The 22,214-nt window shown below is 64.9% G+C and carries 23 protein-coding genes; 4 read left to right on the top strand and 19 right to left on the bottom strand.

What is annotated here, in order from left to right:
• Positions 1–73 precede the first annotated feature (73 nt).
• The 3 genes from AC5P6E_RS12120 to acuI all read right to left on the bottom strand — a co-directional run bounded on the left by AC5P6E_RS12120 (position 74) and on the right by acuI (position 4,391).
• Entirely contained in the window at positions 74–2,827 is a 2,754-nt protein-coding gene (locus AC5P6E_RS12120; protein ID WP_495231056.1) for a UvrD-helicase domain-containing protein, read from the bottom strand.
• A 107-nt stretch (positions 2,828–2,934) separates the two neighbouring features.
• Complete coding sequence (locus AC5P6E_RS12115) at positions 2,935–3,255, bottom strand: hypothetical protein (RefSeq protein WP_005410147.1); 321 nt, start codon at positions 3,253–3,255, stop codon at positions 2,935–2,937.
• Positions 3,256–3,401: 146 nt separating this feature from the next.
• Positions 3,402–4,391, bottom strand: coding sequence for an acrylyl-CoA reductase (NADPH) (acuI, locus tag AC5P6E_RS12110; RefSeq protein WP_248853671.1), 990 nt, complete (start codon positions 4,389–4,391; stop codon positions 3,402–3,404).
• A 102-nt stretch (positions 4,392–4,493) separates the two neighbouring features.
• On the opposite strand from acuI, the gene AC5P6E_RS12105 reads away from it, so the two are divergent.
• Positions 4,494–4,832, top strand: coding sequence for a winged helix-turn-helix transcriptional regulator (locus tag AC5P6E_RS12105; protein WP_043398633.1), 339 nt, complete (start codon positions 4,494–4,496; stop codon positions 4,830–4,832).
• Between the two features lie 85 nt (positions 4,833–4,917).
• Here the strand turns inward: AC5P6E_RS12105 and AC5P6E_RS12100 are convergent, their stop codons facing one another.
• The 8 genes from AC5P6E_RS12100 to AC5P6E_RS12065 form a co-directional block, all read right to left on the bottom strand.
• The gene (locus tag AC5P6E_RS12100; RefSeq protein WP_032128612.1) at positions 4,918–5,115 is read right to left on the bottom strand and encodes a hypothetical protein; all 198 of its coding nucleotides are present in this window, start codon (positions 5,113–5,115) and stop codon (positions 4,918–4,920) included.
• Positions 5,116–5,230: 115 nt separating this feature from the next.
• Complete coding sequence (locus AC5P6E_RS12095; RefSeq protein ID WP_483697888.1) at positions 5,231–5,608, bottom strand: EF-hand domain-containing protein; 378 nt, start codon at positions 5,606–5,608, stop codon at positions 5,231–5,233.
• Between the two features lie 27 nt (positions 5,609–5,635).
• On the bottom strand, positions 5,636–6,034 hold the full coding sequence (locus AC5P6E_RS12090) for a hypothetical protein (RefSeq protein WP_483697762.1): 399 nt from the start codon (positions 6,032–6,034) through the stop codon (positions 5,636–5,638).
• A 90-nt stretch (positions 6,035–6,124) separates the two neighbouring features.
• Positions 6,125–8,089 carry a MacB family efflux pump subunit gene (locus AC5P6E_RS12085; protein WP_483697760.1) on the bottom strand — a complete coding sequence of 655 codons (1,965 nt, stop codon included), beginning with the start codon at positions 8,087–8,089 and terminating at the stop codon, positions 6,125–6,127.
• Positions 8,086–9,276 (bottom strand): efflux RND transporter periplasmic adaptor subunit, encoded by a 1,191-nt coding sequence (locus AC5P6E_RS12080; RefSeq protein ID WP_483697758.1) that lies wholly within the window; start codon positions 9,274–9,276, stop codon positions 8,086–8,088. The genes AC5P6E_RS12085 and AC5P6E_RS12080 overlap by 4 nt, the downstream gene beginning before the upstream one ends.
• A gap of 135 nt (positions 9,277–9,411) precedes the next feature.
• Positions 9,412–9,828, bottom strand: coding sequence for a hypothetical protein (locus AC5P6E_RS12075; RefSeq protein WP_109813647.1), 417 nt, complete (start codon positions 9,826–9,828; stop codon positions 9,412–9,414).
• A gap of 323 nt (positions 9,829–10,151) precedes the next feature.
• Positions 10,152–11,501: a sensor histidine kinase gene (locus tag AC5P6E_RS12070; RefSeq protein WP_010484812.1), complete on the bottom strand. Its 1,350-nt coding sequence runs from the start codon at positions 11,499–11,501 to the stop codon at positions 10,152–10,154.
• Positions 11,501–12,175, bottom strand: a complete 675-nt coding sequence (locus AC5P6E_RS12065) for a response regulator transcription factor (protein WP_401744009.1) — start codon at positions 12,173–12,175, stop codon at positions 11,501–11,503. The genes AC5P6E_RS12070 and AC5P6E_RS12065 overlap by 1 nt, the downstream gene beginning before the upstream one ends.
• Before the next feature lie 211 nt (positions 12,176–12,386).
• Here AC5P6E_RS12065 and AC5P6E_RS12060 point away from each other — a divergent pair, with 211 nt between their 5' ends.
• A complete protein-coding gene (locus AC5P6E_RS12060) occupies positions 12,387–12,668 on the top strand; it encodes a hypothetical protein (RefSeq protein ID WP_010484816.1) in 282 nt (93 codons plus the stop codon).
• A 58-nt stretch (positions 12,669–12,726) separates the two neighbouring features.
• Here the strand turns inward: AC5P6E_RS12060 and AC5P6E_RS12055 are convergent, their stop codons facing one another.
• Positions 12,727–14,868, bottom strand: a complete 2,142-nt coding sequence (locus tag AC5P6E_RS12055; RefSeq protein WP_483697755.1) for a TonB-dependent siderophore receptor — start codon at positions 14,866–14,868, stop codon at positions 12,727–12,729.
• Between the two features lie 74 nt (positions 14,869–14,942).
• Positions 14,943–15,587 carry a TetR/AcrR family transcriptional regulator gene (locus AC5P6E_RS12050; protein WP_483697753.1) on the bottom strand — a complete coding sequence of 215 codons (645 nt, stop codon included), beginning with the start codon at positions 15,585–15,587 and terminating at the stop codon, positions 14,943–14,945.
• 82 nt (positions 15,588–15,669) lie between these two features.
• Between AC5P6E_RS12050 and AC5P6E_RS12045 the strand changes: the two genes are divergently transcribed.
• On the top strand, positions 15,670–17,193 hold the full coding sequence (locus AC5P6E_RS12045; RefSeq protein ID WP_483697752.1) for an FAD-dependent monooxygenase: 1,524 nt from the start codon (positions 15,670–15,672) through the stop codon (positions 17,191–17,193).
• A gap of 8 nt (positions 17,194–17,201) precedes the next feature.
• Here AC5P6E_RS12045 and AC5P6E_RS12040 read toward each other — a convergent pair whose 3' ends face one another.
• The 6 genes from AC5P6E_RS12040 to AC5P6E_RS12015 form a co-directional block, all read right to left on the bottom strand.
• Positions 17,202–18,905 carry an ATP-binding protein gene (locus AC5P6E_RS12040; protein WP_010484824.1) on the bottom strand — a complete coding sequence of 568 codons (1,704 nt, stop codon included), beginning with the start codon at positions 18,903–18,905 and terminating at the stop codon, positions 17,202–17,204.
• A 181-nt stretch (positions 18,906–19,086) separates the two neighbouring features.
• Entirely contained in the window at positions 19,087–19,335 is a 249-nt protein-coding gene (locus AC5P6E_RS12035) for a hypothetical protein (RefSeq protein WP_005410137.1), read from the bottom strand.
• Between the two features lie 97 nt (positions 19,336–19,432).
• Positions 19,433–19,678, bottom strand: coding sequence for a hypothetical protein (locus AC5P6E_RS12030; protein ID WP_010484828.1), 246 nt, complete (start codon positions 19,676–19,678; stop codon positions 19,433–19,435).
• Positions 19,679–19,803: 125 nt separating this feature from the next.
• Positions 19,804–20,073, bottom strand: coding sequence for a hypothetical protein (locus tag AC5P6E_RS12025; protein ID WP_010484830.1), 270 nt, complete (start codon positions 20,071–20,073; stop codon positions 19,804–19,806).
• Positions 20,074–20,176: 103 nt separating this feature from the next.
• Positions 20,177–20,653, bottom strand: a complete 477-nt coding sequence (locus AC5P6E_RS12020; RefSeq protein WP_495230987.1) for a hypothetical protein — start codon at positions 20,651–20,653, stop codon at positions 20,177–20,179.
• A gap of 93 nt (positions 20,654–20,746) precedes the next feature.
• The gene (locus tag AC5P6E_RS12015; protein WP_010484834.1) at positions 20,747–21,985 is read right to left on the bottom strand and encodes an NADH:flavin oxidoreductase/NADH oxidase family protein; all 1,239 of its coding nucleotides are present in this window, start codon (positions 21,983–21,985) and stop codon (positions 20,747–20,749) included.
• A gap of 89 nt (positions 21,986–22,074) precedes the next feature.
• Between AC5P6E_RS12015 and AC5P6E_RS12010 the strand changes: the two genes are divergently transcribed.
• A partial coding sequence (locus AC5P6E_RS12010) for a MerR family DNA-binding transcriptional regulator (RefSeq protein ID WP_495231055.1) occupies positions 22,075–22,214 on the top strand: 140 nt, incomplete at its 3' end.

Raw genomic sequence — 22,214 nt, 5'->3', positions numbered from 1 at the left:
CTGTCCGGCCATCGAACCATCAGGCCAGCTTGCACGGGTTGGCGTGGGTGCATATGGGTTTGGCTGAACGCGCTTACCCGCGTCGCCCACCCCTCGGCTTGTTGTGGCACAACGGGTAGCTGGAGCACGACCGGAAAGCCCCATGCGGCCCATTGCGGTCCACAAACACGCCGACCTTGCACACTGGGCAGCGTTCTTCGTGGATGGCCGCGCCTGAAATCGCGGTCACTTCCACTGCCCCGTCCTTCACCAGCTCATCCAGGAACGGCGAGTGCTTGCCCTGCAGGGTGAACATCGCAACCGACCGTCGCGCTCGCGTCAGCGCCACATAGAACAAACGCCGTTCTTCGCTCAGTGGATAGGTGTCGCCATCCGGCATCGCCAAGGAAAGCACAGGATCATCCGCGCGCAGGCTCGGGAAGCCTCGATGGACCATTCCCGGCAGGATCACATAATCCGCCTCGCGCCCCTTCGAGCGATGAGCGGTCAGGAACTCGACGTCCATCGTGCTGCCAAAGGCTGTCTTCCAATCCGAAGGCATCGCGCTGCGATCGGCGCGGTAGCGCCCCAGGATGAACACCGTCACGCGTCCATCGCGCCCTTGTGGCACCGCCCCGGACAACAATTGCTGATGCAGCTTGGTGAGGTACTGGCGAACGCCATCCTGCACCTCCTCACGCCGATTCATCTGGAACGCCTGCAGCACCGGGCCCATTGCCGGTGCAGCGGAGCGAACCTCCTTGACGATCTGCGCGGGGTTGCGGCTGATGAAGCGGCTGGAAACATCACACAGTACCTGAGGGCAACGGAACGTCTGCTCCAGTTTCAGCACCTGGCCATGGCCCATCCATTCGCGGAATCCGGTCATCACCGAAACGTCGGCACCGGCGAAGCGATTGATCGACTGCCAGTCATCGCCTACCGCAAACAGATAGCGGCCGGGGCGGCTGACCAACGCACGGCAGAGCCGGGCGCGGGCGCGCGAGGCATCCTGGAATTCGTCGGCCATCACCATTTCGTAGGGCGATTCATAGCGGCCCTGTTCCAGCAGCCCGGCCGCCATGTTGAGCATGTCTTCGAAATCGATGCCGTGCTCGTCAGCCAGTGCGTTGTCCCAGGCCTGGAAAACAGGGCTGGCGATCTCCAGGAAGCGTCGATGCCGTTCCCTGAACTGATCTTCGGGCATCTGCCGCAGGCGCGCGGCCATATCGTCCAGCGTCAGACAGTTGCTCTTGGCGTGGGCAATGAAGGTGCGCATCAAGCCGATCAGGTCTGCATCCGGCATCGGCTTGGCGCCCTGATCGGGCAACTCGCGGTCAGGGTTCGGGTCGAGTTCGACATCAGACGCGCCAAGTCGCTCCGCAAGATCCTGCAGTGCATGTCCACTGCGCAGGCCGAACGAGGTGGTCTCGACAAGGGCTGTGCCGCGTGCCGCATGCTGCCGGCGCTTCCACTGCATGCCTTCGGCGTAATGGGCGAAGTGCGCCGGCGGCTGGCCATTGGCATCCAGCGCAAAGTGCTCGTGATACAGCCCGGCGTCCGGGTAATAGAAGTCCGGACGATACTGGCGATGGGTGTCGGTCGCCGTATCGAATTCGTAGCGCCGCTCGTAGTCGTACGTCACACCGTTGTAGAAGAGCCAGTCGGCGATCACGCACTCTTCCAGGCTCTTCACCCGCTCACCCTGCAGGGTGCGGATGTAGGGCATGCCATCGCGGTCGTAGCCGTCGGCCTCCATTTCCGCGCCGAATGGTGGCAGGTCGCGCCCGAACACCAGGCGGAACATGTCCCATTGGGTGCGGAAGTGGGTCGAGCGATCCTTCAGGTCGTCCACCAGTTCGGCCAGCTTGTTGAAGCCCAGCGTGGCGTCAATGGCCCATTCCGGGATATCGGGCTTGCGCCCCGTGGCTTTGGCGATGATGGCCAGGCCGAGTGCATGGAAGGTCCGTACCTCAATCGTGATGTCGCCCATGCCTAATCGGTCGAAGGAACGCTGTGCGCGTTCTTCAAGCTCTCTGGCGGCATCCTTGTTGAAGGCGAGCATCACGATGCGTTCGGGTTCGACAAAGCCGCGGTCAATGGCATAAGCGGCCTTGGCGACCATCGTGGAGGTCTTGCCTGAGCCGGCCGCGGCCACGACCTGGACCCGGTTGTCGAAGCAGATGACGGCGCGGGCCTGTTCCTCGGTCAGCGGTCTACTCTCGACCCGGTCCAGGAAATCCTTGGCCAACACCAGCTCGCGCCGGGTCATGGCCTCGTTGGCTTCGGCCCAGGCAGCGGGCCAATCCAGGTTCCAGTCGCGCAGGACGTCCAGCGCTGCGCGATGGCTGTCCGCATGCAGATCTTCATGCACGTCCTCATCGCGGAACAGCTGCTCCAGCTCCAGCGGCTGCAGGGGCAGGGCGGAGCGCTTCGCCAGCAGCGCCTGCTGCTGCTCGTGGGTGATCCAGCGGCGGCCGGCATTGCCTCGGTCGATGAGGGCGTCCGCGTCGTTCAACCACGACTGAATCTGTTGCAGAACGCTGTCAAACAAGGCATTGCGCCCACGCGTGGTGCGCGCAAAGAGCATGTGTTTCAGGGCCGCAGCAAGCCGGGATGCTTGTCCGTTGGGGAGCCCGTCTACGCACAGCCCAGCGGCATCGCCGGTCTGCAGCTCGACCCGTGACCAGAAGACCCCTGGATGGATCTGCACCTGCTGGTCCTCATCCACGCGCTGCCGGAACTGCTGGCCGGACACACTGAGTTCAACATACTCGCCATCAAGCCGCAGCGACCAATGGGGCGAACGGGTCACGCGTCGGCCCCAGCCCGAGGGGCACCATTCCATAGACATCCAGATACTGCCTTGCAAGCGTCAATAGGGCTTATTGGGCCCTTGAGCCCACATGATAAGGGCCCTAGACGATGCGTGCTGCCTTGCCTGCAGGCACGGCGTCACTCGTAGGCGCGATCCTGCTTCGTTGGCGGGACCTCCACCACATCACCGCGCCGGATCAGCTCATCCAGATCCACCGCCGAAGCGGCCAGCGCGTCCTGCGCATCGAAATCCCACTTGTCCTTGTACTCGCGCGCCAGCAGATCGCAGACCGCCTTGGCACGCGGATAGGCATCGTCCTTGCCCTCGTTCTGCTTCAGCGCATCGCGATGGATCTGGCACAGCATGAGCTGGTGCGCATCCTCGGCGCGCTCGCGCTCCCAGGTGATGTCGGGCAGGCCCGAAAGCGCAGCGGCAAGTGCGAACGCGGTCATTGGCATGTCAGGTGTCCAGGTAGCGATGGGAACCCGAGCGTATGCGAGCGGCGTTGGCTTGAGGTCACCGCCGCCCGCGTCGTTTCACTGCGTGTTCACCATTCGCCGCAGCATGGAAACTGCATCAGATGCAGTGGATCCAGACGATCTGCTCACGCATTCACATCCACAACAATCCGCCCACGCACCTTGCCCGGAATGATCTGGTCGTAGACGTCCAGCACCTCGGCAAGCCCGATCAGCTGCACGGTGCTTTCCAGCTTCTGCGGGTCCAGGTCGGTGGCAAGACGATCCCACGCGCGCTGGCGGACGGCCTGCGGCGCATTCACCGAATCCACGCCGGCAAGCGTCACGTTGCGGAGAATGAAGGGCAGCACCGAGCCATGCAGCTCATCACTCTGCGCCAGCCCGCACGCGGCCACTGCGCCGCGGTACTTCGTCTCGGCAATGGCGTTGACGAGGGTAGGGCCGCCTGCCACATCCACCACGCCGGCCCAGCGCTCGGCACTCACCGGCCGTTCGCGCGGTTCTGAAAGCTGCGCGCGGTCGATGATCTCGGCGGCGCCCAGGCTGTGCAGATACTCGGCGTGTTCCGGGCGCCCGGTGGCAGCCACTACGCGATAACCCAGCTTTGAAAGGATCGCCACCGCAATCGAGCCGACGCCACCGTTGGCGCCGGTCACCAGCACATCGTCCTTGTCCGGCATCACGCCGGCATCTTCCAGCGCCAGCACGCACAGCATCGCGGTGTAGCCGGCGGTGCCGATGGCCATGGCGTCGCGGGTGCTCAGGTTGGCGGGAATCCTGTTGAGCCATTCGCCGCGAACACGGGCGCGCTGGGCGAGGCCGCCGTGGTGGCCCATGCTGAGGTCCCAGCCGTTCAACACCACGCGGTCACCGGGTTGGAAACCGGCATTGCCCGACTCCAGTACAACGCCAGCCAGATCGATGCCAGGGATCAACGGGAACGTCCGGATCACCGGGCGCGTGCCGGTGAGGGCCAGCGCGTCCTTGTAGTTCAGCGTGGAGTACTCGACCTGCACCAGCACGTCGCCATCCATCAGGTTGGCTTCATCGAAATCGACCAGCTCCGTGGAAACGCCGTCGTTGGTCTTGCGGGTCAGCAGTGCCTTGAAACTCATGGTGCGGTCTCACGTTCAATGGATGAGCCCATGCTAGGCTCGCACCACTATCGCAACAAGAACGATGATTTTCCGTAGGTACTATGGTTTTCCGGAGTATGCATGCGTAGCAGGCGTTGGGACGGCAAGAGCGGTTGCGCGGTGGAAGTCACGCTGTCGGTCATGGGCGGCGTGTGGAAGCCGGTCATTCTGTTCCACCTGATGACAGGCAAGCGACGCTTCATGGAGCTCACGCGGCGTGTGCCCAACGCTACCCAGTCCATGCTGACCAGCCAGCTGCGGGAACTGGAAGCCGACGGGGTGGTGATCCGCCACGTGTACCCGGAAGTGCCGCCGAAGGTGGAATACGAGCTTTCCGAGTTCGGGCGCACGCTGGTTCCGGTGCTGCTGGCCATGCGCGAGTGGGGTGAAACCTATCGTGGTTTCAAGCGTTCGCCCTGAGGTGATTGTCGGCCGAGCATGGAATATGGCGCGCACCAATGCCAGCCCCCGGAGGGGGCCGGCATGAATCACGGCAGTGCGTGACTTACGGGATGGTGCAGCCGCTGTTCCGTAGGCAGCGGGCAAATGCCGGGTAGCACACCTTCTCGCCATTGCCCGCCGCCAGACAAGCCTCGTAGGCGGTGTAGCACGGGGTACAGCGGGACTGCGCGGAGGCACTGCCGATTCCCAGGGTCAGTGCAGCAGCCGCAATAGCAACAGACAGCTTGAATCCAATCTTCATGCTTCACTCCGTTGATAGCCCTCCTTGGGCATCTCGGAGGCTAACGTGGGAAGAGGGTGTGTTCAACCCGCACCGCGTCCGGATGGGCATCCATCTTCAGCGCCCCGCCCTGGATTTACTTTGTTGGCGCGTCTGCAGTCTGAGCGGCCACCATGGCTTGTTGCATTTCCTTCAGTGACAGATAGCCATCACCATCGGTGTCCAGGCCCGCAAAGTACTTCGCGATCTCCGGCACCACGATGGCTTCCTCCTTGCTGATCCGTCCGTCTTTGTTCTTGTCCATCGCGGTGAATGCGGCGTCGATTGAATCGGCCTGCTTGTTGAAACGGCCCTGCTGAAATTCTGCGTACTCGGACTTGTCGACGCGTCCATCCTTGTTGGTATCCATCGCGGTGAACGTGGAATCGATGTAGGCCTGTTTCGGATCGGCCGGAGCGGCCTCGGCCAGTAATGGGGCAGCGCACAGGGCAATCAACAGAGTAGTTCTGGTCATGGGGTGTTCGTCCTTGTTGAGGGTCAATCAGCGGCAGGGATAGGTGTAGCCGTCGGCGCCGCGATAGGTATCGTTGCGGCGGTCGTAGTTGCCGTAGCGGTTCATGCAGTAGTCGGCGCGCTCGCGGACTTCGCGTTCGCGCTTGGCAGCAGCGGCAATCACGCCGGCCACCACCGCTGCACCCACCACGCCAACTACCACGCCGGTGGCTTTGGCGTCGTGCCGGCGCTCGCGTTCCCGCTCACGATCCCGCTCACGTTCGCGCCGCTCCCATGCATCGCGCTCCCGATCACGGTAGTCCTGGCTCCAGTGTGGGCTGTAGCGATCGCCACGCTGTGCGTGGGCGTCGCTGGAGTAGGGCATCAACACCAGTAGCTGCGCGGCAGCTACCAGCAGCAGTGCGGGCTTTCCTGTTCTAAGAAGCATCGTCCAGCTCCTGTGCGGACATTCTCGGTAGCCGTAGTACACACTGCGGACATTGCGCGAACCTGCTGTCAGTACAGGTAGATGCATTGGCTATTGGACCAGTGCCTCCACCGGATCGAGCCGTGCGGCACGTCGTGCCGGCAGAAATCCGAAGCCAACGCCGATCAGGCTGGAACAGGCGAAGGCGGCCAGAATCGAATTGACGGAGAACACCAGGCTGAAGCCCGCATCGGCCAGCTCCAGAGCCGCGCCCAACGCAAGGGCCACGCCGATGCCGAGTACACCACCGAGCAGGCAGACCAGCACCGATTCGATCAGGAACTGCTGCAGGATGTCGCTGCGGCGCGCGCCCACCGCCATGCGCACGCCGATCTCGCGGGTGCGCTCGGTCACCGACACCAGCATGATGTTCATCACGCCGATCCCGCCGACCACCAATGCGATGGCCGCGATGGAGCTGATCATCATGGTCAGGATGCCGGTGGTCTGTTCGATGGATTCACGGATCTGCGCGTTGTTGCTCATGTAGAAGTCGGTGCTGCCATGACGCCGCGTCAGCAATCGTCCGATGGCCTGCTCGGCCGCTTCCATGCTGATCGCATCGGAAACGCGTACGGTGATGCTGGACACGTGGCTCTGCCCCAGCATGCGTGCCATGGCGGTGGTGTAAGGCAGCCATACCCGCAGCAGTGACGCATCGCCGGCAGCACCGGCATCTTTCTTCACCACGGCCACAATACGCACAGGCACGTTGCCCAGCAGCAGGGTCTGGCCGATGGGATTGTCCGCGGCAGCGAAGAAGCGAGCGCGGGTATTGGCGTCGATCACCACGACCTGCTGGTAGCCGCTCACACCCGGTGGGCCGAAGAAGGCGCCTTCGCCCAGCTTCAGGCCATGCACGCGGAAATACTGCTCGCTGACGCCCTGCACCTGCACGCTGGCCGAACGGTTGCCGCGCAGGGCAGTGCCGCTGGTGGCAACACCGGGGGTGGCGCTGTCCACGAATGGCTGCCGGGCAAGGGCCACGCTGTCGCCGGGAGTGAGTGTTTCCACCCGCGCGGAATGGAGGTCGCCAAAGCCCGATCCGGGATAGATTTCGATGGTATTGGTACCCAACGAGGAGATGTTGGACAGGATGGCCTGCCGTGCGCCGGTACCCAGTGCCACCACCGCTACGACCGATGCAATGCCGATGATGATCCCGAGCATGGTAAGGAAGGTGCGCATGCGGTGGGCGTTCATCGCGCGCAATGCCATGCGGAAGGCCTCAGCGAAACGGTCCCGCCAGACCCGCCAGCCGCTGTTGCCCACAGGCTGGGTCACGGCTGGCGTCGCCACGCCCGCTGACAGACCAGTACCGGTTGCACGATCATCCACAATCCGCCCATCGCGGATTTCGATGATGCGCTGCGCGTGCTCGGCCACGGCCATGTCATGCGTAACCAGCACCACGGTATGGCCCTCGGCGTGCAGCTCGCCGAGGATCTTCATCACTTCTTTGCCGGAATGCGTGTCCAACGCACCTGTAGGTTCGTCGGCGAAGATCACTGCGCCGCCATTCATCAGCGCACGTGCAATCGAAACGCGTTGCTGCTGGCCACCCGACAGCTCACCAGGAAGATGCTGCATGCGCTCGCCCAGGCCAAGCCGCGACAACAGCGTGGCCGCACGCGCAAGGCGTGCATCGGCAGGCATGCCGGCGTAGATCGCAGGCACTTCCACATTGCTCAGTGCAGTCAGATCGGTCAGCAGGTGGTAGCGCTGGAAGATGAAGCCGAAGTGTTCGCGGCGTAGTTCGGCCAGTTCATCCGGCGACATCTGCGCGGTCTTGCGCCCGGAGATCTGATAGACACCGGCGGAAGGGCGATCCAGGCAGCCCAGGATGTTCATCAGCGTGGACTTGCCCGAACCGGACTGGCCTACGATGGCCACCAGTTCACCTGCGTGGATATCCAGGTCGACGCCGTCGAGTACCACCAATGTCTGCTCGCCTGCGGCAAACTCGCGGCGTACGCCGCGAACGCGCAGCAGCGGCTCGGTCGTGGTCGTGCTCATCTGGACTGCGTGGGTGCGCTGGTGGCTTCGGCGTCGGCCTGCGCCAGCACGACCTGTTCGCCTTCCTTCAGCCCGGTGCGTACTTCCACCTGGATCTGATCATCCAGCCCGGTAGTGACGCGCCGCGTGCTGGCGCGGCCGTCGGCACCACGTACCTGCACGCTGTAACTGCCATCGGCGGCGCGCGCACCCAATGCGGCCGAGGGAATGGTCAGTACGTTGTTGGCGCGGCCCAGCACGATGCGGACCTGCGCGGTCATGTAGCTGCGCAGGCGGCCATCGGCGTTATCCACGTCGAACTGGCCGTTGTAGTACATGGCCGTGCGGCTGCCACCCGACACTGCCGGTGCAGCAAGGCTGGAGCTGTCTTCGTTGGTGATCGATTCCGGCGCTGGCGCGATATCCCGCAACGTGCTGCTGTAGCGGCGGCCGGCATCACCAAGAATGGTGAAGAATGCTTCCTGGCCAACAGACGTGTGTACGACGTCGGCCTCGGAGATCTCGGCGTACACCGTCATCACATCCTGGTTGCCCAGCATCACGATGGTGGGGGCGCTCTGCACCGCATTCACGGTCTGCCCCTGGCGCGCGACCACGGCCAGTACGGTTCCGTCGGTGGGGGCGGTGATGCGGGTGTACTCCAGATTGGTCTGAGCAACATCGACGTCGGTCTGTCGGCGCGCCACTTCACCGTCCAGCGCAGCGACCTGTTCCCGGGTGGCATCGACCTTGGCCTTGGCTGCATCGAAGTCGGCGCGGGCCACCAGTTGCGAGGCCGCCAGTTGCTGCTGCCGATGCAGTGTCAGCTCGAACTGGCGCAAGTCGGTGGCCAGTGCATCGCGGTTGGCGCGCGCGGTGCGCTGCGCGGCCTGCGCGCTCAGCAATGCATTGCGCTGAGTGCGCGAATCGATATCGGCAATGAGATCGCCGGCTTTCACCTTGTCGCCCAGCTTTACATGCAGAGTATCGATGCGGCCGGAGACCTGTGCACCCACGCTTACCAGTCGCGAGGGCTTCAGCGTGCCAGTGGCCTCCACCACCTGTTCGATGTTGCCGCGAGCGACCGGTGCAACCTGCAGGTGCGGAGGTGCTGCGGGCTGCAACCACGCGAACAGAATCAGCGCGCTGCACAGCAGGCCGGCAGCAATGATGAGCGCACGGCGGCGCTTGCGCGGTACGGCGCTCATCGGCGCAACATCCAGAACAGACAGGTCATCGGGGGTCCTCGCGGTAGTAGAAACGCGCGTTTGTCGTGGCAGACGTGGTTGACCGTCGAGTCTCGATGCGCTGGGTTGCGTGAACCTTGCGGGGCGATCGTTGTTTCAGCGCGCGGCGTGAAGAGCGAGCAGTGCCACGGCGATGAACTGCAGGGCGCTAACGAGAACCAGCAGTGCATTTCGCAGCCGGTGACCTGCGATGCGCGCAGCGCAGAGTTGAATCGCCGCGCTGGCCAACAACCAGGGGAAGGTCGAAGCATGCAGCTTCGCCATTCCTGCACCGATGGCGATCAGCAGCGTACTGGCAATCATTATCCCAGCGGCATGGCCGTCCAGGGCCCGCAGCAGCGGTGGCGTTGGGTGCGGGGTTGCCGCCCGCCATGCCGCCAGTCCATGCAGCGCAGCATGCACGGCAACGAACAGGAACACGGCCGTCGCCACCGCTGTGCTCGCGTGCCGATACGCTGAAGCCACCAGCGCAATGCCGGGCAGCAGCAGAAACAACGCGCCGAACAGCCGCATCAGCACGCCAGTGCGCTCGATATCGGGAACTGTCCGCAGCCAAAGCGGCCAATGTTGCAGGCCGGGCGCGCGGACATTGTGTGGGCGGCGATTCCATGCGGCAGCCGTAAGTCCCGGCGAATTCCGCGGTGGCACAGTGCGTGCGGAAGGGGACGGTGGGGGAGCTCCCTGGGTCACATGCAGGCTTCCTGTCAGATAGGAACGCGGTGGCACGGCAGGTGCCACACCCCGATGCTGTCCAGCGAACATTGCCGCAACCTTGCCTGTCCTCGCTCCTGGCCACGCATGGACAGGCGCCGGTTACACAGGTGCATGCGATGTGTTCAGTGCTCCAGCGGTGGCGTGCTGGTCACGCCCGGATGCAATGGAAACTCGACACGGATCAATGCACCACCGCCCGGCGCATCCAGAATCGTGACGTGGCCGCCGTGGCGGTCGATTACCTGGCGCACCAGGTTCAGCCCCAGGCCCGCGCCTGTCTGCCGCGGCCGCAACCGCTGGAAGGGTTCGAAAACCCGTTCGCGCTGGTCGACCGGTATGCCGGGGCCGTCGTCCTCGACCTCCAGGCAGCTGCCTTGAACGCGCACGATGATCTGGCGTCCGCCATGTTCGGCAGCATTCAGTACCAGATTGGAAATTACCCGCTCCACTGCGCCGGTCTCGCCGAGCACCGGGAAATGTGATTCCACCGCCACGGCTACGGTCTTGTCCGACTGGATCAACAGCGGCGCCAGATCGGCGGCCACCCGTTTGGCCACCCGCGCCAGGTTGATGGTTTCCTTCGGCCCGTCTTCGTCCATGCGGTGCAGATCCAGCAGCTGCTCTGCCAGCGTCGCCAGCCGCGCCACTTCCACGGCCAGGCTGCACGAGGTGGCGTCGTCGGCCGCATCGACCTTTACCCTCAGAATCGCAATGGGTGTGCGCAGCTCATGCGCGGCGGCGGCGATGAAGCGGCGTTGCCGTTCGTGCCCCTCGTCCAGCCGCTCCAGTGCTTCATTCACCGCCGTGACCAATGGAGCGATCTCCACAGGCACAGCGGTTTCTGTCAGGCGGACACCGCGGCGGCTGGCGGAGATGTTGCGGGCTTCCTCGGCGATGCGCTCCACCCCGGCCAAGGCCCGTCTCACGATGATCGGTGTCAGGACGATGGTGGCCAGGCCCAGCAGCAGGAAGATCGGCAGGGTGATGATGTGTGCCGCCAGCGCCATCTGCCAGGTCAGCGTATCGGTTTCGCCATGGGCCATGATGGTCAGCTTGCCGGCCGGCCCGCTGTGCTGGCGGACCACGACGGCCAGGCCATCGCTGCGATCCCGCCCGCGCAGGTCGCCAAAGGGGATGCCATCCAGTGCGCCTACCAGCGAGGCATAGGCCGGCGGCACAGGTCCGAACGTAACGTAGTGGCCATGCTCATCCTCGGCGATGAACCATGCACCGGGAACGATCTTCAGCAGTTCGGCCAGTTCCGGTGTGTTCTGCACGTACAGTTCGCCATTGCGGTCGCGGTGCACCGCGTCGGCGGCCACCGGCGCAAAGGTCTGGATGGTGTAGTAGCCACCGCTGTCGGCACGTATCAGCACCATCAGCAGCGCGAAGAACGCCACCAGCAACGCCATTAGCTGATAGATCAGCGTTTTGACGATCAACGGACGCTTCAGCGATGGACGACGCGCCATTATTTGGCTTCCCGCATCAGATAGCCGACACCGCGGATGGCGTGTATCTCTACTCCTGCGTCGGCATCGGCCAGCTTGCGGCGAAGGCGCGATACGTGCGAATCGAGCGTGTTGGAATGGATGCCGTCATCGAATCCATACACCGCCATTTCAATCGACTCGCGCAGCACGGTGCGACCCAGACGCCGGGCCAACGCGGCCAGTACACGTATCTCACGGCGCGGCAGCTCCAGCCGCTGCCCGCCCACGCTCGCCTCGCCCGATGCCGGGTCGAACACCAACCGGCCGATGCTCACCAGTTCCACCTGCATGCCGCTCGGCCGACGCCCGGCAGCGCGGATGCGGGCGAACAGCTCTTCGAGTGCGAAGGGCTTGGCCAGATAGTCGTCCGCGCCCTCATCCAGGCCGGCGATGCGGTCCGGCAGCTGCCCCAGCGCGCTCAGCACGATGATCGGCACCCCGGGGTTGCGCTCACGCAATAGCGGAATCAATCCCAGGCCGTCGCCGTCGGGCAGGGTGCGGTCCAGCAATACTAGGTCGTGCGATCCGCAAAGGGCCGCTTCGCGGGCGAGCGCCAGCGTGTTCGCCAGATCCACCACGTAGCGCTCGCGCTGCAGGGCGGACTTCAGGGTAGCGGCCAGTTCGGCTTCGTCTTCGATCAGCAGGATGTGCATCGGCAGGGCTTGCGCAGGAAGGGGGCGTGGCGGGGCGGTTCGGCACGCGCCGGCACCGTATTACAGGAACATTGCGTGAACATGGCGTGCCTTCCCGATGTCCCGCAAGACTGTAATGACGCGGGAAAGACCGCATCGGCGCAAGGTTCGCGCAATCCGGGCACTCCAGCCTTGGCGCCCTTCCGCTGATCCCCAATCCCCTGGAGTACCCATGAAGTTGTTCGTTCCGTTGTTGTTCGTGGCCGCGCTGAGTGGCTGCACCACCGCCAGGATGACCGTTACCCCCGATGGCCGACGCGGCGTCTCCATCGACTGCAGCGGCTCCAGCTCCTGGAGTGGCTGCTACGAAAAGGCCGGACAGATGTGCCCAGGCGGCTATGTGGTCTTCAGCAAGGATGGCGACGACGGCAACGCCATCGCGGTGGGCAACAAGAACGGCTTCACCTCCACCCAGATGGCCACCCGCTCGATGCTGGTGGCCTGCTCGCACTGATGCCGGGAGGGGAGGTGGGTTGCCACCTCCCCCTGTCATCGTGGTTCGCAACCCTACGTCAGAAGCTGTAGGCCGCCTGCACATACACCCGTCGTGGCTCGCCGGGGAAATGCCCGTTGCGTTCGATGAAGCCACTGGCCGCGTACACCTTGTCGAACAGGTTCTTGACGTTGGCCTGGAACTGCCACTGCTTCCACGTCGTCTTCCAGCTCATGTCGAACACCGTGTAGGCCTTCACCGTCTGCCCATCCAGGCTGACGCGCTCGCCAACATGATCCGCGCCCAAGCCGATGGCGGAGTTGATCGCCGGCAGGTCATAACGCGTCCACAGTCCCAGCTTGTTGCGCGGCGCATTGGCGAATCGGTCGCCGGAGGCGTTGGTGATGCCATTCGGGCCGGCGTCCTTCACCCGCGCATCGTTGTAGGCGTAGGTCAGGTTCAGCACCCAGCGCTCGGTGAGGTCGGCCAGAAGGTCCAGCTCCATGCCGGTGCTACGTACCAGGCCCAGCGCGGCCAACTGGTTCACGCCACCGATCACCTCGCCGGTGGCCTGCACGATGTTGCTGCGGTCGATCCGGTAGGCCGCCATGTTCAAGGTCACACGGTCGGCCAGCAGCGACTTCATGCCCACTTCCCACTGCTTGCTGCGCTCGGCATCGAACGGTCCGCCAGCGGCCGGGTTCTGGTTGGCGGCACTCTGCGGCACGAAACCATTGGCGATGTTGGCGTAGACATTCAGGCCCTCGCGCACGGTGAACGTGCTACCCAGCCGCCAGCTGAGATCGTTGCCATCCATGCTGCTGCCACCCATGCGGTCCTCATCCTTGAAGCCATCCCAGCGCAGTCCGGCCAGCACATGCCAGCGTGTGCCCAGTGCCAGTTCGTCCTGCAGGTAGCCGCCATAGCGCTTGCTGCGGGTGGACGTGCTGCGCCAGGGCAGGGCCGCCAGGTAGTAGTCGTGCCAGGTACTGGCGCCGTACACGGGATTGAACAGGTCGATGCCGCGCACCGGCCCGGCGCCACGCGCAAGGTCAGCGCTGTTCGCGGTCTGTGCGGTGAAGTACGCATCCAGCCGGTATACATCGGCGCCGAACAGCACCTTGTGCTCCACCGCGCCGGTGGTCACCCGCCAGACTGCATTGCCGTTGGCAGTGAATGCGTCGTTGTCGCGGATCTGGTTGCGCAGCTGGCGGGTCATCCATTCGGCCACGCCATCGCGGTCACGATCGAGCAGGCCCATCGGCTCGTGGTACATCTGGTGCTCGTTGTTGCTGAACCAGCGGGCGGCGAAGTCCAGGTCCAGCGTGTCGAGCGGCGCGAAGCGGTACTGCGCCAGCGCCACCTTGGCGCGCATGTCGAGAAAGTCGCTGGCCTCGTTGTGGTTCCAGCGGCGGTCGGTCAGGAACGTGCCTGCATCGTTGACCGGCACGCCGCGCAGACGGTTGCCGCCAAGGTTCTGGGTGATGTCGGTGAACTGCAGCACCAGTTCGCCGGTCTGTCCGACGTCGAAGGCCAGCGAGGCATCGCCGATCACGCTCTCGCTGTCGGTGTTCCAGCGCACGCCCTTTTCATTGTCGGCATAGAGCCCGGCGCGATAGCGCACGCTGCCGGCGGCATTCAACGGCCCGGTACCCTCGATCGATCCGGCACGGAAGTCCTTGTCGCCCAGCTGGACCTCGATGCGGCGCTCGGCAGCGGCTTTGGGCTTGCGGGTTACGTAGTTGATGACACCGCCCGCATCACCCCCGCCATAAAGCGCGCCTGCCGGTCCCTTCAGCACTTCCACGCGCTCGATGTTGAACAACTGCGGCACCGAGAATCCTGCATACGGGTCGCCGCGCAGACCGTCATACAGCACGTTCTCCTGGCGGAAGCCGCGCAGGGTCACCCCGGCATAGCTGAAATAGCTGATGCCGCTGATGCTGCGATAGAGATCGGTTACTTGACGCGCCGCCTGGTCGTCGATCAGTTCACGCGGGATGACCTGGATCGACTGTGGGACCAGCTCCAGCGGTGTATCCGTGCGGGTGCCGACCGCGGCATCGTCCACCCGGTACAGCGCCTGTGCACGTCCGCGAACCTCGACCTTGTCCAGGTCCTTGGGCGCGGCAGTAGAGGACTCGGCAGCATGGGCAAGCGGTGCCAAGGGCAGGGTCAGTGCCAGGTACAGGGTGCGTTGCAGGGGTGTGCGAAGGGGCATTGGGGAGGGGCTATGTGTCTGCAAATGAGAAAGATTAGCATTTGCAACGCGTCGAAACCTATCCCCCGAATGCGCTATGGACGCGCGCCGGCGTCCGTATATGGGGTGCCCGCCAAGGCCACCAGTACCCCGGTGGCGCCGCGCACGATCAGCTGCAGCATGGCCTCGCGCGGGTCCTCGCCCTGCAGTTGGCTTGCCAGTCCTTTCTCATAGGCCGCCACCATCGACGCCAGCAGCATGGCCGCGCCCAATCGCGCTTCGGCGTCATGTCCGGGCCGGCCGACAGCGTCGGCCATCAATTGCGCCAGATCGTCAGTCAACTGCGCCTGCAGCCGTCGCGCGTGCGCGACCAGTACCGGGCTCTCCGCCACGGTGCCCCAGAAGGCGGCAGCACCGGCATTGATGCGCAGCAGTGGATGGCCCGCCTCCAGCAACTCGCGCACGAGTGACTGGAAGGCCATCAGCGGGGTCATTCCGCTGCGCGCCATCATGCCCTCGCGCAGCAGCGTGCGCGCCTCCTCATCGCGATCGAACACCAGGTCTTCCTTGCTGGCGAAGTAGTTGAAGACCGTCTTGCGTGAGAAGCCCGCGGCTTCGGCGATCTCGGACATGGAGACGGCCTCGAAGCCCCGCCGGATGATCAGCTCGGTGGCGACGTCGGAAATCGCTTGTCGGGTCTCGGCTTTGCGCTGCTCGCGACGGCCAGGAAGCGGGGTCATGGGTGGTTCACGTGTGAAAAGGTACACCGAGTGTAACATTTGTCCCGCCAGAGCGCCGACCCGGCGCTCACAAGGAATCTCCATGCTGTACGACGTCGTCATTGCCGGTGCTGGCCCGGTTGGCTTGTTCCTGTCCTGCGAACTGGCCCATGCCGGGTGTTCGGTGCTGGTGCTGGAACAGGCCGGGTCCGCTGATTCGCCGTTGAAGCGCCTGCCATTCGGGCTGCGCGGCCTGAACGTCCCCACGCTGGAGGCACTGGATCGGCGTGGCCTGTTGGACGCGGTCGTCGCGACTCAGGTGCTCAAGCCCGACAAGGGCGCGCCGCCGCTAGGCACCGCCCATTGGCTGGCGCAACCGCGGGCGCTGGGTGGCCACTTCGCCGGCATTCCGTTTGCGTTGGACGACGTCGACCGCACGCGCTGGAGCTGGCGCCTGCCGACGCCAGTGGGCACTCAGATGGCGGTGGAGCTGCAGGCCCTGGAAACGGTATTGGCCGAACGTGCGATTGCGCTGGGCGTGCGCATCGAACGCGGGCGTGCGGTACAGGCGGTGGATGCGCACGAGGCGCAGGTTGCCGTGCACATCGGCTCCGGCAGGGTCCACGGCCGCTGGCTGGTCGGTTGTGATGGGGCCCGCAGCACGGTACGCAAGCAATCGGGCTTCATCTTTGCCGGAACCGGGCCGGAGTTCACCGGTTACACGCTGCTGGTCGAACTGGCAGATGGGTGTGTACTCACACCGGGCCGACAGTTCACCGATCACGGGATGTGCAATTTCAACCCGCCAGGCCTGCTGGCGCTGGCCGATTTCGACGGTGGCGCGGGCCATCGCACGCCACTGGACCGGCACTCCGCGCAAGCGTTGCTGCGGCGGGTGTCTGGCCGCGAGGCAACGATCACTGCATTGCACCTGGCCACGACATGGACCGATGCTGCGCGCCAAGCGACGGCCTATCGCAGCGGCCGTGTGCTGTTGGCAGGTGATGCCGCGCACATGCATTCACCGTTGGGCGGCCAGGGGCTGAACCTTGGCATCGGCGATGCGATGAACCTCGGTTGGAAGCTGGCCGCCGTAGTGCGGGGCAAGGCTGATGAGGCGCTGCTGGACAGCTATCAGTCTGAGCGCCATCCGGTGGGCACCAAGGTGCTGGACTGGTCGCGCGCGCAGGTTGCGCTGATGCGTCCCGGGGCCGGCTCGCGCGCGCTGGCAGCGATCATGGCCGACCTGGCCGGCACCCGCGATGGGGCCACGTATCTGGCCGAGCGGATCTGGGGTGTTTCGCAGCAGCTGGAACTTGGCGGAGAGCACCCGCTGGTCGGCAGGAGCGCGCCGGACTTCCGGTTGGCCGATGGCCGCCGCCTGGGCGAACTGCTGAGAGCGGGGCAGGGGGCGCTGCTTGTTTTCGACCCGGCGTCTTCGCCGCCGCAGCATGGCCAACGCTGGCAGCCTTCCATCGCCTGCGCCGCAGATACTGGAGATGCGGCATCGGGTCTGGGGGCGGTGCTGGTGCGCCCGGATGGCATCGTTGCCTGGACCTGCGGCATAGGAGGAGATATGCCCGGCCTTGATTCGGCGCTTGCTTGCTGGACCGGTCCGACGCGGTGATCTGCCGGCTAAAGCGCAGTCACCATCGTCTGCGAGCGACGGCTGGCCTCGGTCATCACGGAGGCCAGCTGCTTCAGTGAGTAGGGCTTGCGCAGCAGCGTGAAACCGTGGCCTGGATCGCGGGCCAGCAGTTCGCTGTAGCCACTGGTGAGAATGATCGGAAGATCGGGCAGGCGGCTGCGGATGGTGCGGGCGAGATCCAGCCCATTGGTCCCGGGCATGACCACGTCGCTGAACACCACGTGGAAACGCGCAGCGTCGCGCTCGAGCTCCGCCAGTGCCTCGTCGGCATTGCGCGCGAGTACGACGTTGTACTCAAGCTCGCGCAGCGCCCCGACTGCAAACTCGGCCACATCCACGTTGTCTTCCACCACCAGTACGCACAATCCGTGGCCATGCAGCAGCCCCTGTTGCGTGGTCGGCAGCTCGATGGTGGCGTTTTCCTGCGCCAGCGGCAGATACAACGTGAAGCGCGTACCGACACCGGCCTGGCTCTGTACGTCCACTTCGCCCTCGGACTGCTTGACGAAGCCGAACACCTGGCTGAGGCCAAGCCCGGTGCCCGCGCCCACTCCCTTGGTGGTGAAGAATGGCTCAAAGATCCGGTCCACCACGGACGGATCGATACCGGCACCGGTGTCGCTGACGCTGATCGCAGCGAAGTTGCCTTTCATCGGCGCCGCGAACCGCACGGAAGGCACCGATGTCAGCTGTTCCACATCGATCGTCACCTTGCCGTGGCCGTCAATGGCGTCGCGCGCGTTCACCGCGATGTTGATCAGTGCGGTGTCGAGCTGGGTCCGGTCCAGCAGTACCGGCAACGGGGCGTCGGGCAGGTTTACTGATACGGAGATGCGCGCACCCAGTACTGTGGTGATGATGTCTGAAAGCGCGCGCACGCTCTCGCAAAGGTCGAACACCTGCGGCGACAGGCTCTGTCTACGCGAGAACGCCAGAAGCTGGGCGGTCAGGCGAGTGGCGCGGTCAGCGGCGGTTTCGATGGCCTGTACATAGCGCAGGCGCGCATCTCCGGCTGGCCAGGTATGCAGCAGCATGTCCACGGAGCCGGTGATGACCTGCAGCAGATTGTTGAAGTCGTGTGCAACGCCGCCGGTCAGCTGGCCGATGGCCTCCAGCTTCTGCGACTGCCGCAGCTGTTCGCGGGCGCGTACCAGTTCAAGGTGGGCCTCGCGTGCCTGCTCGGTGATGGCCGCCACCTGGCGCGTGTGCCGGTCGCGCTCGATCACCCGTTCGGTCTGCTCGCTGACGACGCAGATGATGCCGGCCACGCCTCCGCAACCGGCACGCAGCGGCGAGTAGGAGAACGTCCAGAATGTCTCGCGCAACGTGCCATCACGGTCCATCATCAACGGCATGTTCTTGAAACTGCGGCTCGTGCCGCCGAAGGCGTCGTTGACAGCATCGACGACGTCGGCCCAGACGTCCGCCCAGACGTCTTCCAATCGGCTGCCCATGGCGCCGTGGAGCTTGCCGCCCAGCATCGGCAGGTAGGCATCGTTGAAGAAGAACGCCTTGTTGTCGCGGCCCCATGCGATCCACAGCGGCTCCGGAGAATCCAGGATCATCGCCAGCAGAGCGCGAAGTTCGGGAGTAGCGTTGGCGGCGTCGGCGGAACGGGCCCAGTCGCTGTCCTGCAGCAGCCGGTAGGCGAGTTGATCGGGTGCCGAGACAGGAAGGGGGAAGGGATGCATGGCCGTGCGTGAAGAAAGGTGCCGCAGCTTAGCCGAGGTGATGTCATTGCGCTCTGCACAGGTCCTGCGCCCTGGCCGTCATCGGCCCTTCGGGCCGACGAGGTGGCTCACGGGGCGGCCTCTGACTTCACCATCATCCCTGCGCCAACAGCCTGCGTCATGGCACCGTCGTATTCCAGCCTCAGACACCCAGAAGCGAATTCACCTGCCAATCGGCAACCCGCGCATGGCTCACCGCCTGATGACTGCCGCATCCATCGCAGCGGAACAAGGCACCGCCCGGCAGCTGGACCAAGTTGTCTTCGCTGGCCGAGCGGGTTTCAGAACAGTGCCGGCAGATGACAGTGAGCGCCGTAATGCGCTCCACTCCGCCAGACAGGTCGAACACAGCTTCAAAGGCATGGATGACAGGGTGACCAGTGGCCGGCATCGGGAAAGTCGTCGCGGTGGGGAGGCGTTATCCTGCCCTTCTGATCGTGACGGGCTGGTCATCCGCATGCATCGGAACGATCAAGATGCCAGGCGGCTCAGAGATCCTTCTTCCTGCCGCTCAGGTCGATCGGCCTGTCACTGCCCTTGCGCTCGCTCGACCACACTTCCATGCCCTTGTTGCAGCGGCTCTCGCGGGCAGCCACTTCGCGCGGCAGGTCCTTCAGATGCGGTGATTCCTGGCAGGCCTGATGCATGTTGCTGTCGTCATAGGTGGCACAGGCGCTGAGCGAGGCCAGGGCAACGGCGGTGAGGGAGGCGCGAAGCAGGGGCTGCAGGGTCATGGGGAGGTCTCGGGTGGTGCCGGGCTGGCCATGGCATTCAAATCCGTGACCCCGGGCACGCACAATCCGACCAACCGCACTTGTTATTCTGTAACAGATGCGCGATAGTCCCGCGCCTGCTGGGATCAGGCGACGCAGATCATCAGCATCATGCTCAGCGCCAGCATCAGCACGAATACGCGCCGGCTCAGCGCAAGGCAGGCCAGGCAGGCGGCCAGTGCCCAGGCAGCCAGCAGCGCGCAGGCCAGCAGCCACAGCCCGATCACCATCAAGGATCCACTCGCCAGTGCGGACAGTGCGATCGCCTTGAACAGCGTCACGCCCAACACACTGCCGAGTACACCGGCCTGAAGGGCGATGGCATCGTGACGGGCAGGGGCGGGTGGGTGGTGCATGTCGGCGGCGTTCGTTCGCTGCAAGGGAGGCGCAGCCACTGTGCCCGACGGCATATCCACGCCATGTGTTTTTCGCGCACGCGATGCGAAGCCGGCGCAGGCTTCAGTCGAACTCGCCCTCGGCCGACTCCAGCCGTTGCCGGTAGGCCGCCCGATGCTGATACAGGCGCTGGCACTCGGCGGACCTGTGGATCCGGCTGGCCGGTTCGTTGGCCACGGCGTCGCACATTCTTGCGATGTGGTTGTTGGACGCCAGTTCGGTCACGAAGAACACGACAGTGATACCGGTACCGAGCAGCACCACGTAGAGCAGGCGGCTGAGCCAGCGCGTGCGCTTGCGCTCGAAGTGCTGCTGGAGGGTCAGGTCGAAGCGGATGATGCTGAGCACGATCCAGATGATCGCGACCAGGAAGCAGAGGGTGGGCAGCAGGCCACGCCAGAGCCCGGCCTCGTAGACCGATTCGTTGTAGTGGACGGCCGCGCCGGCACCGGCGATGGCGATGGCAAGTGCCCAGTTGCGGCCCAGCGAGAGCAGGTCGTCGAGCAGCTTCTCGCGGTTCCTGGTCGATCCTGCTGCCACGTGGCTTCCATCTCCAAGTTGCGACCGGCGGCGGAGTGCCGCCGATCCTGCAGATGGTGGAGCATCGCTGTGGTGATGAGAAGTCCGCGCGGCTCAATGTGCGATGACGCGGGCGCCGATCCAGCGCCGGTAGCGGCGGGTCCGACACTTTACGTCCGCCTGTGCCAGCAGCAGTGCCCAGGCCGGTGAGATACCGGGCGCGGTGGGGCGGTGCCGGCTCAACCGGCCCAGCTGATACTTCACTGCGGCCATGTGCGCGCTGGCCGCCAGCGGCTTGCTGCGCCAGTTGATGTTGCGCAGTGTCGGCACCGGGTCGCGGCCCTGCTGCCAGTGCTGCGGCAGATCCGGCTCGATCGCCAGCGCGGTGGCGATGCCGACCATGGCCATGCCGCTGGCCAACACCTGTTCTGCCACTTCGCGGCGGCGGATGCCGCCGGTGACCATCAGCGGCATCGTTGCCACCGTGGCGATCTCGCGTGCGAATTCGAGGAAGTACGCTTCGCGGGCCACGCTGCGTTCGTCGCGTGCGGCGCCGGTCATGGCCGGTGCTTCATAGCTGCCGCCGGACAGTTCGACCAGATCCACGCCGAGGGGTGCCAGCATCTCCACCACGGCGCGCGCGTCCTCGGGCGAGAAGCCGCCCCGCTGGAAGTCGGCGGAGTTGAGCTTCACCGCCACCACGAAGGTGGGCGCCACGGCCGCGCGCACCCCCTGCACGATCTCCAGCAGCAGGCGCGCGCGGTTGTGCAGGCTGCCGCCCCAGCGGTCATTGCGTTGGTTCGACAGCGGCGACAGGAACTGGCTGAGCAGGTAGCCGTGCGCAGCATGGATCTCCACCCCGCTGAAACCGGCGCGCTCGGCCAGCTCGGCACTGCGGATGAAGCGCGCGATCACCGCGTCGATGTCGTCCTCGGTCATCGCCTTCGGCGGTGCGAACTGCTTGGACAGCGCGCCCATCTGCAAAGCAACGGCTGACGGCGCGAGCGCGGGTTGGCCGAGTGCGGCCGGCATCTGCCGCCCCGGGTGATTGATCTGCATCCACATCTGCGCACCCCGCGAGCGGGCAGTGTCCGCCCAGGCGGTGAAGCGGTCGAGGTGACGATCGTCTTCCAGTACCACGCCGCCCGGCCCGGTCATGGCGCGCCCATCGACCATCACGTTGCCGGTGATGATCAGTCCGGCGCCGCCGTCGGCCCAGCGCTGGTACAACTGCAGCAGCGCTTCGGAGGGGGCGTGGTCGGCATCGGCCATGTTTTCCTCCATCGCCGCCTTGGCGATGCGGTTGCGGATGACGGCACCGGAGGGTAGTGCCAGGGGCGAGAACAGCGACATCGGACAGCTCCAGGACAGGGGAATGGCGCTACGCTAACCTTCAAGTTTGATTGAAGGTCAACAGGTTCCGATGTCGAGGATTCAGGCAGATGAAGATCGGTGAGCTGGCCCGGCGCACGGGTCTGGCAGCGTCGCGCATCCGATTCTACGAAGAGGCCGGGTTGCTGGTGGTCCAGCGGCAGGCCAACGGCTACCGCGACTACCCGGAGCAGGCGGTGCTGTTGCTGGA

This window comes from Stenotrophomonas sp. YJH_SMC_16 (assembly GCF_059367875.1).
Note: the sequence above shows the minus strand (reverse complement) of the source record. Positions and strands in the feature narration are given on the sequence as shown.

Bases quoted from the DNA above. Each gene is read 5' to 3' on its own strand.
- AC5P6E_RS12120 (WP_495231056.1), bottom strand. From the start codon at position 2,827: ATGGAATGGTGCCCCTCGGGCTGGGGCCGACGCGTGACCCGTTCGCCC.
- AC5P6E_RS12115 (WP_005410147.1), bottom strand. From the start codon at position 3,255: ATGCCAATGACCGCGTTCGCACTTGCCGCTGCGCTTTCGGGCCTGCCC.
- acuI (WP_248853671.1), bottom strand. From the start codon at position 4,391: ATGAGTTTCAAGGCACTGCTGACCCGCAAGACCAACGACGGCGTTTCC.
- AC5P6E_RS12105 (WP_043398633.1), top strand. From the start codon at position 4,494: ATGCGTAGCAGGCGTTGGGACGGCAAGAGCGGTTGCGCGGTGGAAGTC.
- AC5P6E_RS12100 (WP_032128612.1), bottom strand. From the start codon at position 5,115: ATGAAGATTGGATTCAAGCTGTCTGTTGCTATTGCGGCTGCTGCACTG.
- AC5P6E_RS12095 (WP_483697888.1), bottom strand. From the start codon at position 5,608: ATGACCAGAACTACTCTGTTGATTGCCCTGTGCGCTGCCCCATTACTG.
- AC5P6E_RS12090 (WP_483697762.1), bottom strand. From the start codon at position 6,034: ATGCTTCTTAGAACAGGAAAGCCCGCACTGCTGCTGGTAGCTGCCGCG.
- AC5P6E_RS12085 (WP_483697760.1), bottom strand. From the start codon at position 8,089: ATGAGCACGACCACGACCGAGCCGCTGCTGCGCGTTCGCGGCGTACGC.
- AC5P6E_RS12080 (WP_483697758.1), bottom strand. From the start codon at position 9,276: ATGAGCGCCGTACCGCGCAAGCGCCGCCGTGCGCTCATCATTGCTGCC.
- AC5P6E_RS12075 (WP_109813647.1), bottom strand. From the start codon at position 9,828: ATGCGGCTGTTCGGCGCGTTGTTTCTGCTGCTGCCCGGCATTGCGCTG.
- AC5P6E_RS12070 (WP_010484812.1), bottom strand. From the start codon at position 11,501: ATGGCGCGTCGTCCATCGCTGAAGCGTCCGTTGATCGTCAAAACGCTG.
- AC5P6E_RS12065 (WP_401744009.1), bottom strand. From the start codon at position 12,175: ATGCACATCCTGCTGATCGAAGACGAAGCCGAACTGGCCGCTACCCTG.
- AC5P6E_RS12060 (WP_010484816.1), top strand. From the start codon at position 12,387: ATGAAGTTGTTCGTTCCGTTGTTGTTCGTGGCCGCGCTGAGTGGCTGC.
- AC5P6E_RS12055 (WP_483697755.1), bottom strand. From the start codon at position 14,868: ATGCCCCTTCGCACACCCCTGCAACGCACCCTGTACCTGGCACTGACC.
- AC5P6E_RS12050 (WP_483697753.1), bottom strand. From the start codon at position 15,587: ATGACCCCGCTTCCTGGCCGTCGCGAGCAGCGCAAAGCCGAGACCCGA.
- AC5P6E_RS12045 (WP_483697752.1), top strand. From the start codon at position 15,670: ATGCTGTACGACGTCGTCATTGCCGGTGCTGGCCCGGTTGGCTTGTTC.
- AC5P6E_RS12040 (WP_010484824.1), bottom strand. From the start codon at position 18,905: ATGCATCCCTTCCCCCTTCCTGTCTCGGCACCCGATCAACTCGCCTAC.
- AC5P6E_RS12035 (WP_005410137.1), bottom strand. From the start codon at position 19,335: ATGCCGGCCACTGGTCACCCTGTCATCCATGCCTTTGAAGCTGTGTTC.
- AC5P6E_RS12030 (WP_010484828.1), bottom strand. From the start codon at position 19,678: ATGACCCTGCAGCCCCTGCTTCGCGCCTCCCTCACCGCCGTTGCCCTG.
- AC5P6E_RS12025 (WP_010484830.1), bottom strand. From the start codon at position 20,073: ATGCACCACCCACCCGCCCCTGCCCGTCACGATGCCATCGCCCTTCAG.
- AC5P6E_RS12015 (WP_010484834.1), bottom strand. From the start codon at position 21,985: ATGTCGCTGTTCTCGCCCCTGGCACTACCCTCCGGTGCCGTCATCCGC.